Source organism: Shewanella sp. 10N.286.51.B2 (genome assembly GCF_041469265.1).
GTDB lineage: Bacteria > Pseudomonadota > Gammaproteobacteria > Enterobacterales > Shewanellaceae > Shewanella.
The window spans coordinates 15,545-31,037 of the sequence record NZ_JBFRKH010000057.1 but is presented as its reverse complement, the minus strand read 5'-3'; the positions used below and the strand labels follow the sequence as shown (position 1 = coordinate 31,037).

Annotated in this window: 16 protein-coding genes; 12 read left to right on the top strand and 4 right to left on the bottom strand. The window is 40.0% G+C overall.

Annotated features, from left to right (window positions below; all coding sequences use genetic code 11):
* Positions 1-224 precede the first annotated feature (224 nt).
* From AB4140_RS15350 to AB4140_RS15295, 12 genes are all read left to right on the top strand, one after another.
* Positions 225-686, top strand: a complete 462-nt coding sequence (locus AB4140_RS15350) for a MaoC family dehydratase (protein ID WP_102532136.1) — start codon at positions 225-227, stop codon at positions 684-686.
* A 55-nt stretch (positions 687-741) separates the two neighbouring features.
* Entirely contained in the window at positions 742-1,659 is a 918-nt protein-coding gene (locus AB4140_RS15345; protein WP_372001592.1) for an SDR family NAD(P)-dependent oxidoreductase, read from the top strand.
* A gap of 117 nt (positions 1,660-1,776) precedes the next feature.
* Positions 1,777-2,958 carry an acetyl-CoA C-acyltransferase gene (locus AB4140_RS15340; RefSeq protein WP_372001590.1) on the top strand — a complete coding sequence of 394 codons (1,182 nt, stop codon included), beginning with the start codon at positions 1,777-1,779 and terminating at the stop codon, positions 2,956-2,958.
* 32 nt (positions 2,959-2,990) lie between these two features.
* A complete protein-coding gene (locus AB4140_RS15335) occupies positions 2,991-4,649 on the top strand; it encodes an AMP-binding protein (protein ID WP_372001588.1) in 1,659 nt (552 codons plus the stop codon).
* A 198-nt stretch (positions 4,650-4,847) separates the two neighbouring features.
* Positions 4,848-5,507: a hypothetical protein gene (locus tag AB4140_RS15330; protein ID WP_241905016.1), complete on the top strand. Its 660-nt coding sequence runs from the start codon at positions 4,848-4,850 to the stop codon at positions 5,505-5,507.
* Between the two features lie 87 nt (positions 5,508-5,594).
* Positions 5,595-7,697 (top strand): molybdopterin-dependent oxidoreductase, encoded by a 2,103-nt coding sequence (locus AB4140_RS15325; RefSeq protein WP_372001586.1) that lies wholly within the window; start codon positions 5,595-5,597, stop codon positions 7,695-7,697.
* A 199-nt stretch (positions 7,698-7,896) separates the two neighbouring features.
* Positions 7,897-8,286, top strand: a complete 390-nt coding sequence (locus AB4140_RS15320) for a hypothetical protein (RefSeq protein ID WP_241901097.1) — start codon at positions 7,897-7,899, stop codon at positions 8,284-8,286.
* Positions 8,235-8,636, top strand: coding sequence for a DUF1295 domain-containing protein (locus AB4140_RS15315; RefSeq protein WP_372001584.1), 402 nt, complete (start codon positions 8,235-8,237; stop codon positions 8,634-8,636). Before AB4140_RS15320 ends, AB4140_RS15315 begins: the two co-directional genes overlap by 52 nt.
* A 65-nt stretch (positions 8,637-8,701) precedes the next feature.
* Positions 8,702-9,535, top strand: coding sequence for a MoxR family ATPase (locus AB4140_RS15310; RefSeq protein ID WP_102476795.1), 834 nt, complete (start codon positions 8,702-8,704; stop codon positions 9,533-9,535).
* Positions 9,536-9,559: 24 nt separating this feature from the next.
* Positions 9,560-10,732 (top strand): VWA domain-containing protein, encoded by a 1,173-nt coding sequence (locus AB4140_RS15305; protein WP_372001582.1) that lies wholly within the window; start codon positions 9,560-9,562, stop codon positions 10,730-10,732.
* A gap of 105 nt (positions 10,733-10,837) precedes the next feature.
* Positions 10,838-11,398, top strand: a complete 561-nt coding sequence (locus AB4140_RS15300; protein WP_102476797.1) for a hypothetical protein — start codon at positions 10,838-10,840, stop codon at positions 11,396-11,398.
* A gap of 38 nt (positions 11,399-11,436) precedes the next feature.
* Entirely contained in the window at positions 11,437-12,084 is a 648-nt protein-coding gene (locus AB4140_RS15295) for a DUF4386 family protein (RefSeq protein ID WP_372001580.1), read from the top strand.
* Between the two features lie 208 nt (positions 12,085-12,292).
* Here the strand turns inward: AB4140_RS15295 and AB4140_RS15290 are convergent, their stop codons facing one another.
* The 4 genes from AB4140_RS15290 to AB4140_RS15275 form a co-directional block, all read right to left on the bottom strand.
* Complete coding sequence (locus tag AB4140_RS15290; RefSeq protein WP_102520564.1) at positions 12,293-13,078, bottom strand: alpha/beta fold hydrolase; 786 nt, start codon at positions 13,076-13,078, stop codon at positions 12,293-12,295.
* Between the two features lie 138 nt (positions 13,079-13,216).
* On the bottom strand, positions 13,217-14,071 hold the full coding sequence (locus tag AB4140_RS15285) for a crotonase/enoyl-CoA hydratase family protein (RefSeq protein ID WP_102439303.1): 855 nt from the start codon (positions 14,069-14,071) through the stop codon (positions 13,217-13,219).
* 10 nt (positions 14,072-14,081) lie between these two features.
* Positions 14,082-14,774 (bottom strand): crotonase/enoyl-CoA hydratase family protein, encoded by a 693-nt coding sequence (locus tag AB4140_RS15280; protein ID WP_372001578.1) that lies wholly within the window; start codon positions 14,772-14,774, stop codon positions 14,082-14,084.
* A gap of 103 nt (positions 14,775-14,877) precedes the next feature.
* A complete protein-coding gene (locus AB4140_RS15275; protein ID WP_372001576.1) occupies positions 14,878-15,486 on the bottom strand; it encodes a glutathione S-transferase family protein in 609 nt (202 codons plus the stop codon).
* Positions 15,487-15,493 lie beyond the last annotated feature (7 nt).

The window sequence follows — 15,493 nt, the reverse complement described above, 5'->3', positions numbered from 1 at the left end:
TTTATAACCCCCTCAAAAGCATGATTGATTTTATCAGTCATGCTTTTTTATTATCAGGGTAAATTTTCATTCAATTTATCTTTTTAACTTCCACATCTACTATTCGCTACGGGAATGTGAAGGTATCAAAACTATTCATTTGTTTAATCTTGTTGCTCACATTAGCATGAGTTAATGCTTAATTTTTATTCATTAATTAAATGTGACAAGGGAATGACAACATAATGCCAACAGTAATTAATAGAGAAGACATTGGAAAGTATATCGGCTTTCAAGCTGAGGCTACTGATTGGCATACCATTACTCAAGAGCAAATAAACCAATTTGCAGATTGCACGCTCGATCATCAATTTATCCATGTAGATGAACAAAAAGCCAAATCGACCGCCTTCGGCAGCACCATTGCTCACGGTTTTTTATCTTTGTCTATGTTGTCTCATTTTGCCGAAGACTTCAGCGTCATCATCGATGGTTTTTATATGGGCTTAAATGCCGGTTTCGATAAAGTGCGATTTTTACAACCTGTAACGGTTAACAGTCGTGTTCGTGCTTTTGCAAAAACCTTATCTATTGAAGAGAAAAAACCAGGACAATTTAGATTATCTACCGAAGTAACAATAGAAATAGAAGGCTGTGATACACCAGCGCTGGTTGCTCAATGGATTTCAGTACAAATGGTTAAATAAAGACTTTTCTGGAACCACAATAACAAGAAAGAAATATAACAATTAGGAAATCATTATGACGATGAGTTTTGACGGAAAAGTGGCAATAGTTACTGGCGCTGGAAATGGTTTAGGGCGTTCTCACGCATTAGAGTTAGCTAAAAGAGGCGCTAAAGTGGTGGTTAACGATTTAGGCGGTGCTCGAGATGGCAGCGGCTCTTCAAGTGCAGCCTCTCAAGAAGTGGTTAGATTGATTGAGACTATGGGCGGAGAAGCCATAAGTCATGGTGCTAATGTGGCTAATTTTAACGAAGTGGAAGACATGGTGCAGCAGGCCATGGCGAAGTGGGGGCGGGTTGATATTCTTATCAACAATGCTGGTATCTTACGCGATAAATCATTTTCTAAAATGCCCCTAGATGACTTCAAGTTAGTGATGGATGTCCACGTTATGGGATCAGTGAACTGCACTAAAGCGGTTTGGGAAATCATGAAACAGCAAAATTATGGCCGTATTGTGATGACCACATCCTCAAGTGGCATGTACGGTAACTTTGGCCAGTCAAATTATGGTGCGGCGAAAATGGCGGTGTTAGGTTTGATGAATACCTTAGTACTTGAAGGCGCTAAAAATAACATTCGAATTAATGCGTTAGCGCCTACTGCAGGTACACGAATGACGGAAGATTTAATGCCAGAAGAAATTGTAAAAGCATTCGCACCTGAGGCGGTAACTGCTGGGATGCTAACCTTATGTGATGATGAAGCGCCTAATCGATTCATTTTATGTGCCGGAGCTGGCGGGTATTCTAGCGCAAGCATCTTTGAAACGGACGGGTGCTTTTTACCTCAATCTTCACAAACCCCAGAACAAGTCCGTGCTCATTGGGATAAGTTAACGGCGCAAGAAAGCCAAACAGAACTCACGTCAGGCGCCAAGCAAGGTGAGAAATTTGTTATGAAAGCAATGGCGTTTATGCAATCTCAGCACTAATTCTTAAACTAATAATTTTACATACAATCATAATAAATTTAGCGACTCAGTTTTGTTTGCTTTATACCGAACCTAACAATATAAAAACTAAAATAATTAAAATAAGAGAGGGGATTTATGAGAGAAGCCGTCATAGTTTCAGCTGCACGTTCACCGATAGGCAAAGCTTATCGGGGCGCTTTTAACGATCTTTCTGCGCCGACTTTAGCAGCTGCTACGGTCATCGCCGCCATAGAACGAGCTGGAATTGAGCCAAGTGATATTGATGACTGCATCTTTGGCGTGGTGTTAACTCAGGGCAATCAAGGAATGAATTTTGGCCGTCAGGTTGCCATGGCGGCTAATTTACCCGTTTCAGTTCCCGGAATGACAATTGATCGTCAATGTTCTTCAGGCTTAATGTCGATTTCAATCGCGGCCAACCAAATTGTCTGTGATGGTTCGCAAATCGTTGTCGCAGGGGGCTGTGAATCACTGAGTTTAGTGCAAAACGATAAAATAAATAGCTACAGGGTAGTTGATCCAAACGTAAAAGCTTATCGACCCGCCATTTATATGCCGATGCTTGATACTGCTGAAGTAGTCGCAAAGCGTTATAACATTTCTAGAGAACAACAAGACCACTACGCTTTATTATCACAACAACGTACTGCAGCAGCGCAAGCGGCTGGAAAGTTTGATGATGAGATAGTGCCAGTAACTTGCACTAAATTAGTCATGGATAAAGAAACAGGAGGGGTTACACCGCAACAGGTAACCTTAACTAAAGATGAAGGCAATCGTCCATCAACCAATTTAGCGGGTTTATCGGGTTTAAAAGTCGTTAAAGACAATGGCTCCATAACTGGCGGTAACGCATCACAGTTATCAGATGGCGCTGCTGCAGTGGTTGTTATGGAGCGTGAACTCGCCAAAGAGCGAGGTCTTGAACCATTAGGGGTTTATCGCGGTTCAGTGGTGACAGGCTGTGAACCCGATGAAATGGGTATTGGTCCTATTTATGCCATTCCTAAATTACTCGAGCGTCACGGCTTAACCATGGATGACATCGGTTTGTGGGAAATAAACGAAGCTTTTGCTGTTCAAGTGTTGTATTGCGCAGAATACTTAAATATTCCAGAAGATCGGTTAAACGTTAATGGTGGTGCAATTTCTATCGGCCACCCGTATGGTATGAGTGGCACTCGAATGGTAATGCATGCATTAATTGAAGGTAAGCGTCGTGGGGTTAAATACGTAGTCATAAGTATGTGTATTGGTGGCGGACAAGGTGCAGCGGGCTTGTTTGAAGTGCTTTAAGGTTTAACAATAATAAATAAGAGGCAAGTATTATGGAAAAGATTTGGCTTGAAAAAAGTTATCCACCTGGGGTTGAATTTGAGATTGATCCAGATAAATACAGTTCATTAGCTGAGTTGTTTTTTAAATATACCAAGTTATATAAAGACAACACCGCCTTCGTTAATATGGATGTTGCTATTAGCTATGCAGAACTTGAGCAACAGGCTACTGATTTTGCGGCCTATCTACAACAAGAGCTAGGGCTAGTAAAAGGTGATAAATTTGCCATTATGATCCCTAATTTATTGCAATATCCCATAGCCCTGTTTGGTGCGCTGATAGCTGGGCTTACTGTCGTCAATGTTAACCCGCTTTATACTCCTCGGGAACTTGAGCATCAACTCAAGGATTCTGGCGCCAAAGCTATTCTCATTCTCGAAAACTTTGCCAATGTACTACAAGCCGTTATTGATAAGACCGCTGTAGAACAAGTGATTATCACTGCTGTAGGTGACCGCTTAGGAACAATTAAAGGTGCTTTAATTAATACCGCGCTAAGACATGTAAAAAAACAAGTCCCAGAATATAACTTACCTCAAGCAATAAAATTTAATAAAGCCTTAGCTTTAGGCAGTAAATTATCTTTTACTCCAGTTGAAATTGTCGGTGCTGATTTAGCTTTTTTACAATACACCGGCGGCACGACAGGCCCATCAAAAGGGGCTATGTTAACCCACCGTAATATGGTGGCAAATATAGAGCAATCTAAAGCTGTAACTAAGAATGTTTATGAAATAGGTAAAGAAATCATGATTACGGCTTTGCCGCTTTATCATATCTTTGCACTTACATCGAACTGCCTAGCCTTTATGCCTTTTGGTGGTAAAAATATTCTAATCACCAATCCACGTGATATGGACGGCTTTGTTAAAGAGTTAGCTAAATATCCTTTTACTGCTATTACAGGGGTGAATACCTTATTCAATGGCTTATTACATACCCCAGGTTTTGACAAACTAGATTTTAGTTCTCTTAAAATGGGCTTTGGTGGCGGTATGTCAGTCCAACGGCCCGTCGCAGAACTGTGGGAAAAAGTAACTAAGACTCGCTTATTAGAAGGTTATGGATTAACAGAATGCGCCCCATTAGTCACCATGAGCCCATATAACCAACAAAGTTATAACGGTTCCATTGGCGTGCCAGCCTCGTCAACGGATATCCGCTTAGTAGGCGCCGATGGTGAAGACGTTGCCAATGGTGATCCCGGTGAAATGTGGGTTAAAGGCCCACAAGTGATGAAGGGTTATCATAATCGCCAAGATGCTACTGATGAAATCCTTATCAATGGCTGGTTAGCAACCGGCGATATTGCCACCATGGATGAAAATGGCTTTTTTACCATTGTTGACCGTAAAAAGGACATGATTATTGTCTCCGGCTTTAACGTTTTCCCTAACGAAATTGAAGAAGTACTCGTTAGCCATGAAGGCATATTAGAAGCCGCTGCTGTTGCAGCGCCAAGTGATGCAACTGGAGAAATGGTCAAAGTGTTTGTGGTTAGAAAAGATCCTGATTTAGACGAAGCCGCGGTATATGAGCACTGCACTGAATTACTGACTAATTATAAGCGCCCTAAAGAAGTGACCTTCTTAGATGAATTACCTAAAAGTAATGTCGGTAAAGTACTTAGAAAAGAGCTTCGTTCTTAGTCAATAACCTAGTAGTAAGATTGCATTTGAATTTAACGTTCTAAGTTTCAATACTTTAATAGCAGATCAGGGGCATAATGACCTGATCTGTTTTCCGCTGCCATGATTTAGCAATCATTATAGATATTCATTAATGACAAAGCTTAGTTTCTTAGTGTGACCCATCTGAAAAATAACAAGAAATACAGGAACAAATATATGAAATTTAAAAAACTGCCCATAAGCCAACTGTCAGTTTCTATTATGCTATTTTTAGCAGGCTCAGTAACGTTACAAGCTAATGATTTAGCAGAGGTGGGTATTGAATTAGATGCAGCTAAAGCTGCTATTGATATTGATGAAAACAGCTTTAGCTGTATCCGCGATATGACACCAGTAAGGCATTTTTATGTGGACAACATACTTGGTGATCTTGACGCAACATTGGCAGTAGCCAATGCCCCTGAGGGAGCAAAATATCCTCCAGGCTCAGTAGTACAGTTGGTACCAACAGAAGTGATGGTAAAAGGCAAGGCGGGTTCATCTCCTGTCACAGGTGATTGGGAATTTTTTGAGTTAGAAGTCAGTGAGGACGGCTCAAAAATAGTTAATCGCGGCTTTGTTGATGTCAATAACCGTTTTGGCGGCAATTGTTTTACTTGTCATTTACCTGCTCGCGATAAGTGGGACTTTATCTGTGAATCAAATCATGGTTGTGAACCCATTCCAATCGATCACAGCATGACGGGTGCGCTGCAACGCTCAGATCCTCGCTGCGGCGAAGAAGCACTTGAATCTGGCGACAGTATGGCGTTATTTAAATTAAAAACCATGGTGGTTATTGGTTCGGTTAAAAAGTGGTTTGAAGACCTTTTTTAACCACACTGCTATTAAGAGTAAAGTGAATAAGCTTTGCTCTTTTTTATGGAAATTTTAAAAGTAAGATTAACCAAGTCAGGGATGAACATGAATGAAGTCAAAACCCATTACCGAAATTGTAATATTTGTGAAGCCATGTGTGGCTTGGAAATTAAATATCAAGACAAACAAATCTTATCGATAAAGGGCGATCAAAACGATCCTTTTAGTAAAGGTTACAATTGCCCTAAAGCCACCGCGTTAGAAGATTTTTATTACGACAAAGATCGTTTAAAAACCCCCATTAAACGTACTACATCAGGTTGGGTTGATATCTCATGGGAAGAGGCATTTGATGAAATAACCGAGAAATTCAAAGCGATTCAACATAAACATGGCAAAAACGCATTGGCAGTTTATTTGGGCAACCCTAATGCCCACAGCCTTGGCAATGCCATGATGCTAAAACCCTTTTCAAAGTCTTTGGGCACCATAAACCGTTTTAGCTCAGCTTCGGCTGATCAATTACCCCATCATGTAGCATCTAACTTCATGTTTGGTGCCGGTATGTTAATCCCAGTACCAGACATTGATCGCACCGACTTTATGCTAATTATTGGTGGTAACCCTGTTGTGTCAAACGGCAGCATGATGACAGCGCCAAATGTTATCGGGCGCATGAAGGCGATTCAAAAAAGAGATGGTAAGGTTGTCGTCGTCGATCCTAAATGTTCACGTACCGCTAAAATTGCCGATCAGCATCTGTTTATTCGCCCAGAAAAAGACGCTTTACTGCTATTTGCGCTGATCCATTGTGTATTTGCGTCTAACAAAGTGAATTTACGTCACTTAGCCGCCATGACTGATGGTGTTGAGACACTTGAATCTGTCGCAAAAGACTATGCGCCTGAAGATGTTGCTGAATTTGTTGGTATCGATGCACAGAGTATTCGCCAGCTAGCTGCTGATATGACCGCCGCAGATTCAGCCGTTTGTTATAGCCGTATGGGCGCCTCAACACAAACCTTTGGTGGTTTATGCCAATGGTTAACCAATGTACTGAATATCATCACAGGTAATTTTGATCGTGCTGGTGGCGCTATGTTTCCTCAGCCTGCTTATGATTTACTAAGAAACCACGTAAAAGGGCATAAATCATCATTTGGCCAATATCACTCTCGGGTTAGAAAGCTGCCATTTTTTAACGGGGAATTCCCAGTCTCCACCTTGGCTGAAGAAATACAAACACCAGGTGAAGGTCAAATAAAGAGCTTGATTACTATTGCAGGCAATCCGGTACTGTCTGCACCCAATGGCAAGCAATTAGCGGATGCATTTACTGAGTTGGATTACATGGTGTCGGTGGATATCTACCTTAATGAAACCACAAAATACGCCGATATTATTCTACCCGGCACCACTGGTGTTGAAAATTCGCATTTTGATATCTTCTTTAACTCTTTTTCAGTAAGGAACACGGTTAAATACTCAGCGCCATTGTTTGAAAAAAATGCTAATCAGCGTAGTGACTGGCAAATTTTAAAAGAAATATCATCACGTATGACCAATACCCCCATGAATCCTTATACCCCTGAGATGATCTTAGATAGGGAATTAACCCAAGGGCCTTATGGCGAAGAAGGTATGAGTTTACAAAAGCTGATTGATAATCCACATGGGATTGATATGGGCCCATTGATGCCGTGTATTGAGCAAAGGATTAAAACGGCTACAGGTAAAATAGACTTAGCGCCGCGAATATACCTCGATGATTTATCACGCTTAAATGCGCTGATGGCCACTGCGCCAAGAGATCAAACATATCCATTTGATTTAATTGGCCGCCGTTTAGTGAAAAGTCACAATACCTGGACGCAAAACTCGGCGCGTTTAGTTAAAGGTAAAAATCCCTGCACCTTAGAGATCCATACCCAAGATGCGCAAACCCTCGGTATTAAACAAGGACAATTGCTCAAGGTGAGTTCTCGGGTGGGTGAAATCCACATAGAAGCCGCAATTACCAATGACATTCTCCAAGGCGTGGTGTGTATGCCTCAAGGTTGGGGGCATAATCAACAAGGTACACGCATGTCAGTAGCAGCAACACAACCGGGTGTCAGTATGAATGACTTAACGGATGCAAGTAAGGTCGACACGTTAACGGGTAATGCCGTACTTAATGGTATACCCGTTGCTATTGAACTTGCGTAACTGTAGGGGAAACATGACAGATGAAATACTTTACACCGTTATTTGTTTTTATTGCTGGTTGGATACTCTTAATATTTAGTGATACTTTGGCGACAATTGATCTTGTTAATGGTTTGCTGCAATTACTCATGTTCACCTTGGTGGTATGTATACCTACATGGCGTACAGGCCGAATGTCCTAGGTTGATATAGGTTGGCCATGGGGCTCACACTCATTGGTATTATGACTTGGTGTTACAGTGACGGCGATTCAACCCGTGTCGCATTAGTCAGTATGGCTTATATTTTTGCTGGTAGCCGAATGAGGTTTGGGGCGTTAAAACTGTGGACATCAGGTCACCTGCAAAAAGAATTGCCACGTTATGAATACCAAAAACGTTGCTGGCAAAAAGCAGGTAAAACTAACGTGGCGTTAGCGCAGCAAATAGAGGCGATAATACAAGGTTTGGCCAATGCGTCGTATTTGGCATTACCTGCATTTATTATTGCAGCAATACAGGCGCGCAAATTTCTATATTTGAGATTATCGGTATTATTGTGTGGCTGGCTGCATTTGCGATGGAAACTATTGCCGATATACAAAAGTTAGCTTTTTTGAAAGCAATGAAATCGACAGGGATTAACAATCAAGTTTGTAATGTGGGCTTATGGCGATTTAGTCGTCATCCAAATTATTTTGCTGAATGGATGGTGTGGAATGGATTAGTCATTGCCGCTATTCCATCATGGCTAGCCTTATACCAACAAGAGACAGTGGTTGTTTGCGTATTATTAGGTGTAGGTTTACTGATCACCTCCAAAATAATGCACACCACCTTAGTTGTTTATACTGGCGCAGTGCCTTCTGAGTTCTATTCAGTGCAAAAACGCTCTGAATATAAGGCCTATCAGCAAACAACCAATATCTTTTCCCTGGACCGAATAAGACACGGTAAATAAAACGCTAACTAAAAATAGCACTACAACTAAAACTAACAATATAACTATCACCAATAGGTAAAAGCATGTTTAAAAGTACTGACAACTATATTGCGTCAAGTGATCTCACTATGGCTGTGAATGCCGCAATAGCATTAGAAAAACCGTTATTGATTAAGGGCGAGCCGGGTACCGGTAAAACTCAATTAGCGGAAGAGTTAGCTAAATCTTTAAATTGTAAGTTGTATCAGTGGCACATTAAGTCGACGACTAAAGCGCAGCAAGGATTGTACGAATACGATGCGGTGTCACGCCTTAGAGACAGTCAGTTAGGTGACGCACGTGTGCATGATATTTCAAACTATATCGTTAAAGGTAAGTTATGGCAGGCTTTTGAAGAAGAGCAAAGACCCATTCTGCTTATCGATGAAATTGATAAAGCTGACATCGAATTTCCCAACGATTTACTGCAAGAATTAGACAAGATGGAGTTTCATGTTTATGAAACTCAGCAAGTGATCAAAGCTAAACAGCGTCCGATTATCATCATTACCTCAAACAACGAAAAAGAACTGCCAGATGCCTTTTTAAGACGCTGCTTTTTCCATTACATTAAATTCCCCACCAAAGTCGAAATGGAAAAAATCATCGATGTGCATCATCCAGATGTTAAGCAAGAACTACTCAAGCAAAGCTTAGAAGTATTTTTTGACCTACGAGAAGTGAATGGCATTAAGAAAAAGCCGTCTACTTCTGAACTGATTGATTGGATCAAGCTATTAATATCAGATGATATTTCTCAAGCGAGTCTATTGGATAAAAATTCTGACGTTATTCCGTTATTTGGTGCGCTGCTTAAAAATGAACAAGATGTGTCATTGCTTGAAAAACTCGCTTTTATGAGTCGTAGAAACCGCTAATCGCTAAAGAAAGGTAGTGAAATCATGTTTATTGATTTTTTTCTTACGTTGAAAAAACATAACGTACCTTGCAGTTTGCGGGAGTTATTAGATCTTATTGCCTTATTAAAAAAAGGCGTGGTGTTTGCAAGCGTTGAAGATTTTTATAATTTGGCCAAAATCGTGATGGTAAAAGACGAAATTTACTATGACAAATATGACAACGCTTTTGCGGAATACTTTAAAGGCATAGAAAGCATTAATGTGTTTGATCAAATCTTGCCTGAAGATTGGTTACGTAAAGAATTTGAAAAGCATTTAAGTGATGAAGAAAAGCAACAGCTGAAAGCCTTAGGTGGCCTCGAACAGTTAATGAAGGCATTAAAAGAGCGACTTGAAGAACAGAAAAAACGCCATGCTGGTGGCAATAAATGGATCGGTACCGGTGGAACATCACCTTTTGGCGCTTATGGCTATAACCCTGAAGGCATAAGAGTGGGGCAAGAGGGTAACCGTAATAACAGCGCGATTAAAGTCTGGGATAAACGTGAGTTTAAAAACTTCGACCAAGACCGAGAGCTAGGTACCCGTAATATCAAGTTAGCATTAAAAAAATTACGTAAATTTGCCCGAACTGGTGCCAGTGAAAAGTTAGATATAAACACCACTATTCGCTCCACTGCTCAAAATGGTGGCTTGTTAGATGTACACATGGAGCCTGAGCGTCACAATGCGGTAAAAGTGCTAATGTTTTTTGATGTTGGCGGCTCAATGGATGATTACATTCAAACCTGTGAAGAACTTTTTTCAGCCGCCCATACTGAATTCAAACAATTAAAATTTTTCTATTTTCATAATTGTTTATACGACAAAGTATGGCAAGACAACAGCAGACGCTATCAACAAACAATTGACCTTGAAGAAGTCATCAGAACATACGGATCAGATTATAAAGTCATATTTGTCGGCGATGCGACAATGGGGCCTTATGAAATTGTCGCCCGCGGTGGCAGTGTTGAACACTGGAACGAGAAACCTGGCAGTGATTATATGAATCGGCTATTAGGCCACTTCAATAAAGTGACCTGGTTAAATCCACAACCCCAGCAGCATTGGTCTTATCATCAGTCGATATCGATAATTCAGCAGTTAATGGATAACAAAATGTACCCGCTAACGGTAGATGGTATTGGTAGGGCGATTAAGGAACTGAGTTAACTCGCGATATAAAATCGACAAACTACAGCTTCATATTGAGCTAAAATAATTCAAGGAAGAAATAAGTGGCTTTTGTGAGGTATCACAAAAACCGTATTTAAAATTATGATTATAAAAGAGATTAATATCACCCAAAAAGCCATTGAGCTGTTTTTAATCGCCATTGTTGTCAGTGTTTTTCTAAATGACATTATCATTAATGAACATACCTTAGCCGCTAACCATCTTTGGTATTTAGCCTTAGCGGTTATCATATTAAGCCTATATCGGCTAGATATCCGCCCCAACAAACAAAATAAAATTCACCATCAAGGTTTAAAAAAAACAGGTATTTATAGTCTACTGTTTATTGCAATTTACCTTTGTGGTCCACTCGCCACAGCAAGATATGGTCATGTTTTACTGACTACGCTAGGTAAATATGAGCATGTTAACCATGAGTTCATTGTTAAATATGTGAGTACAGCCTATAGCAGTCAATATTGTACTGGCGCTGTTTACATTAAAAGTTACCAATTATTCGGCAATGACCGTATATGCGGGGTACCTAAATCGCTTTGGTTTAGGTTAAAAAAAGGTGATACATTAACCGTTAAAGGTAGACAAACTAGCCTAGCGTTTGAATATCAGACCGTACAGTTAATCAACAACACTAGCGGAAGCTAACCGCTGTAACAACAAGGTTTTATGAATAAGGATTAGGTGTGAATAACATACAAAAAATAGCTGGCGTTGCTGCACTTTTTGAAGCTGTTATTTACATATCAGCTTTTATATTTTTTGGTGCGTATTGGGATTACCCAGTCAGTGCAGGTGATACACAAAAACTCAGTTATCTAATTCATCATCAATCAATTTTATCAATCGTTAATTTTGTTATGTATGTCGCTTTTGGGCTTTTTTTAGCCATATTAGTTATAGCGATCCATCAACGGATGAAAACCAAAGCGCCTCTTTTGTCACAAACGGCTACAGTCTTCGGTATTATTTGGGTTGGCCTTGTCATCGCAAGTGGCATGATTGCAAATGTTGGATTAGCAGCTGTTATCGATTTGTCAGCCCAAAATCCACAGCAAGCAATGACACTTTTAATGGTTATAAACACAATCGTTGAGGCTTTTGGAGGCGGCAACGAAATTGTCGGCGGCTTATGGGTTCTATTATTGAGTGTTGCAGGGTTAAAAGCGATTGAATTACCGAAATGGTTACACTATTTCGGACTATTAATTGGAACTGTCGGTGTTCTTACAATTTATCCTGCTGAAATCCTCACTGAAATATTTGGCTTAAGCCAAATAGTGTGGTTCTCTTGGCTAGGTATGGCAATGCTTGTAAACCTTAACAGCGAATAGGGCGTTCAAACGGCTGAATGACCATTGCAGTCACTAAGTAAATTACTATGGAGTTAACTTTAAAGATAAATATGCAAAAAGTTTCGCACCTTGTAGTAAATAAAAATAGGCCGCCAGAAGCTATGATTATTGTTAGTTTTACTTTATAAATATAGCTGCCTAATGTAGCTGCTATTAAGTAATAACATTATTAATACCATTAGCGTTGTTACCAGTCTTTGACTATGGCCTTAATCATATTGGCAGTATTTTGTGGTTGCTCTAGGGGGAACATATGACCACCATTGGGCATCATGGAAACTTCAATGTTGTTTAAGTTTGCAAAGCGAGTGAAATACTTAACCGGGAATACGTCAGTTTTTTCGCCATAAATAAGTGCAGCTGGGACCTTAAGTTGGTTTTTATATCTGGCTAAGTTACAAGGTAAATGTCTGAAAATATCGGCTTCAACTTCGGGGGTAAAGCTTAATTCTAAGCGTTTATTGCGCTGGGTTACACCATGGTCAACGTAATCTTTTAAACACCTTGGATCAAAGTTTTTAAATAAATTTTTCTGTGCGAAGTAACCAACTAAGTTAGTGTTTAGCGGCCAATGACGTTGACGGTTTTGTGCCCGGCCTGCAGGAGACCATTTATCAATAAGACGAGTCTTTTTAACAACTTTAAGCACATGACTGAAAGGACCTGTCACCACAGGCGGATCTAACATGATTACACCACGAAACAACTCTGGATGTTGGCATGCTGCAAGAAATGACAGAATGCCACCAAATGAATGACCAATACATATCACTTTTTCATCTTGCTGTTTTAAATAATCAAGCAACTCAGTAACCAAGTGCTGCCAATTAGTGTGTATAGGGTATTTATGATTATGCCCATATTGATCATGAGCAATGGTACTGAACTTTTCATTAAATTCACCGAGAAATGTTTTATAACTTCCTGCAGGAAATCCATTGGCGTGAACGAGGTTAATCAGTGGCTTGGTCATAGTTACTTCATACCATGTTTGATTACTTTTGGTTTAAAATCTTTTTATAAAATCTTGTTATAAAAGCTTTTATAAAAAGGCTATTGTCGATTTAAACACTGTTTGGTTAATTCAATCGAGCAATAGCCCTACAGCGAGTTAGAATATTTTTGAATTATCAATTGGTGTTAGCTCTTGAAACTCTGGTGCTCGTTTTTGCGCTTTGGCAGTAAAAGTTTCCATCATGTCATTTTGCGGTTGGAACATACCACTTTGCCAAGCTGCCATATAATTTAAGCTGTCTGCTACAGAATGATCGCGGCCATAATTTATCATCTCTTTACAGCCTGCTACCGCCAATGGTGAGCGAGCAGCAATTTCAGCTGCTATTGCCATTACGCCTGTTAACATGCTTTGTTGATCTTCAAATACCTGATTAACCAGACCTGCATCTTTGGCTTCATTGGCTGGCATTCTGCGACCGGTATAGGCTAATTCTTTAACTAAACCCATTGAGATTAATTTAGGTAAACGCTGTAATGTGCCTAAGTCAGCGGTCATGCCTAATTTAGTTTCTTCAATACTGAAAAAAGCATCACTGGTACAATAACGACAATCAGCAGCGCTGACCATATCAACCGCGCCACCAATACAACCACCTTGAACGGCCATTAATACTGGCATTCTGGCACTTTCTAATACGTTGAAGCACTCTTGTAGCCTTAATACTAAGCGGCGTAATTGCTCATGTTTACGGCCTAATTCAATATTCTTATCATTATTACTTTGGGTAAAAACGGCTAGATCCATTCCTGCACAGAAATGTTTACCTGTTGATGAAATAACAATGACACGAGCAGCAGCTTGATCATTTATCTGTTGAATCACTTTTGGGAATTCATCCCAAAAATCAATATTCATTGAATTAAATTCATCAGGACGATTAAGCTTGATATGAGCAATTTTAGCGTTAACTTCTACAGTCAAACTGTTAAACTTTTCATTGTTATTCATCGTATTAACCTTATAAAATTAACGTGCTTTGGGCATCGATTTCTATCGCGCTATCTAACGCGGCAAGGATTGCGTGACGTTCTTTTAGTTTGGTGCCGTGATGTGATTTCATATCAAGAGATTGCATATGCTTAGCCACTGCACAGGCAGTGGCCATCAGGTGCTCAGGTTCAACAACTTGATCAAGAAAACCTGCTGAAACCGCTGTTTGTGGGGCAAACAGTTCAGCGACTATAACTGAACGAGTAAGATAATTACGTGGGATACGATTTCGCGCAAGCTCAATACCGGCATTGTGCATTGTCATGCCTATAGCGACTTCATTTAAACCAATTTTAAAATCACCCGCACAGCCAATACGGTAGTCACAACTGAGTAATAAAAATGCCCCTTTGGCAATAGCATGACCGGTACATGCCCCAATAATAGGGGTCGGGAACGCCAGCATTCTGCGGGCTAACTTAGAGCCTGCGGTTACCAGTGCTATTGCAGCCTCTGAACTAGACTTCATGGTTTTAAGATCAAAGCCACCTGAAAATATTCCGGCTTGGCCTGTTAAAATAACTACGGCTTGTTGCTGCTCAGCAGCATCTAAAGCGACATTAATTTCTGTAATTATCTCTGGCGAGATAGCATTAACTTTGCCATTGTTTAGCGTAATTACATGTATATTGTTGTCGATTTTGACCTTGATAAGTTCCATTTGCTACCTTTTTAGTTTTAGTTGTCTGTTTTTATTGTCAATCGTTGGTTGTAATATTGTTGCTGTTAATTACTTTATACAGTATTTACTCTAATAAAAAGTCCTATCCGTGTTTTAACACTAATTGATAGGCCGCTCTTTGTTGAACTTTGCAGAGGTAAGCTTTGATATTGTCTTGTCCCTTGAGTAATTTTAAACTCATGGCTATCTCTAACATTATGGTCATCATGATATCGGCGGCGCTAAAGTCATTGCCAGCAAAGTAACTGTGGCTTGCTAAATATTGGTCAATATAAGCAAAGTCGATTGCTAATTCTTTGGCAATATAACCATCTAGTGGGTAACTACCGGCACGGGGTTCCATTTGCAGTAATAAAGTCGTGATAACGGGTAAAGCCAGTGAGCCTTCGGCAAAATGTAACCATTCAAGGTATTGATAATATTGGCTGCTATTTGTGTCTGGTCTTAAATGCGTTGAATAATCTTGGTTTAAGATATATTCCATAATGGCACCAGACTCACATATGGTTATGTCATCATCAACCATGATGGGGGATTTACCCAGAGGGTGTATGGCATATAACGCCTTCGGTGAGAGGTTAGTGTTTGGATCACGCTGATGTATGACTAACTCATAGGGTAACTTCATCTCTTCAAGTAACCATAAAACGCGTTTAGATCTTGATTTAACTAAATGGTGAACTGTAATCATATGAGTA

Excerpts from the sequence above, each read along its gene's own strand:
- AB4140_RS15350 (WP_102532136.1), top strand. The coding sequence starts at position 225 with ATGCCAACAGTAATTAATAGAGAAGACATTGGAAAGTATATCGGCTTT.
- AB4140_RS15280 (WP_372001578.1), bottom strand. The coding sequence starts at position 14,774 with ATGGAACTTATCAAGGTCAAAATCGACAACAATATACATGTAATTACG.
- AB4140_RS15290 (WP_102520564.1), bottom strand. The coding sequence starts at position 13,078 with ATGACCAAGCCACTGATTAACCTCGTTCACGCCAATGGATTTCCTGCA.
- AB4140_RS15300 (WP_102476797.1), top strand. The coding sequence starts at position 10,838 with ATGATTATAAAAGAGATTAATATCACCCAAAAAGCCATTGAGCTGTTT.
- AB4140_RS15340 (WP_372001590.1), top strand. The coding sequence starts at position 1,777 with ATGAGAGAAGCCGTCATAGTTTCAGCTGCACGTTCACCGATAGGCAAA.
- AB4140_RS15310 (WP_102476795.1), top strand. The coding sequence starts at position 8,702 with ATGTTTAAAAGTACTGACAACTATATTGCGTCAAGTGATCTCACTATG.
- AB4140_RS15285 (WP_102439303.1), bottom strand. The coding sequence starts at position 14,071 with ATGAATAACAATGAAAAGTTTAACAGTTTGACTGTAGAAGTTAACGCT.
- AB4140_RS15335 (WP_372001588.1), top strand. The coding sequence starts at position 2,991 with ATGGAAAAGATTTGGCTTGAAAAAAGTTATCCACCTGGGGTTGAATTT.
- AB4140_RS15275 (WP_372001576.1), bottom strand. The coding sequence starts at position 15,486 with ATGATTACAGTTCACCATTTAGTTAAATCAAGATCTAAACGCGTTTTA.
- AB4140_RS15320 (WP_241901097.1), top strand. The coding sequence starts at position 7,897 with ATGGGGCTCACACTCATTGGTATTATGACTTGGTGTTACAGTGACGGC.
- AB4140_RS15345 (WP_372001592.1), top strand. The coding sequence starts at position 742 with ATGACGATGAGTTTTGACGGAAAAGTGGCAATAGTTACTGGCGCTGGA.
- AB4140_RS15325 (WP_372001586.1), top strand. The coding sequence starts at position 5,595 with ATGAATGAAGTCAAAACCCATTACCGAAATTGTAATATTTGTGAAGCC.
- AB4140_RS15330 (WP_241905016.1), top strand. The coding sequence starts at position 4,848 with ATGAAATTTAAAAAACTGCCCATAAGCCAACTGTCAGTTTCTATTATG.
- AB4140_RS15305 (WP_372001582.1), top strand. The coding sequence starts at position 9,560 with ATGTTTATTGATTTTTTTCTTACGTTGAAAAAACATAACGTACCTTGC.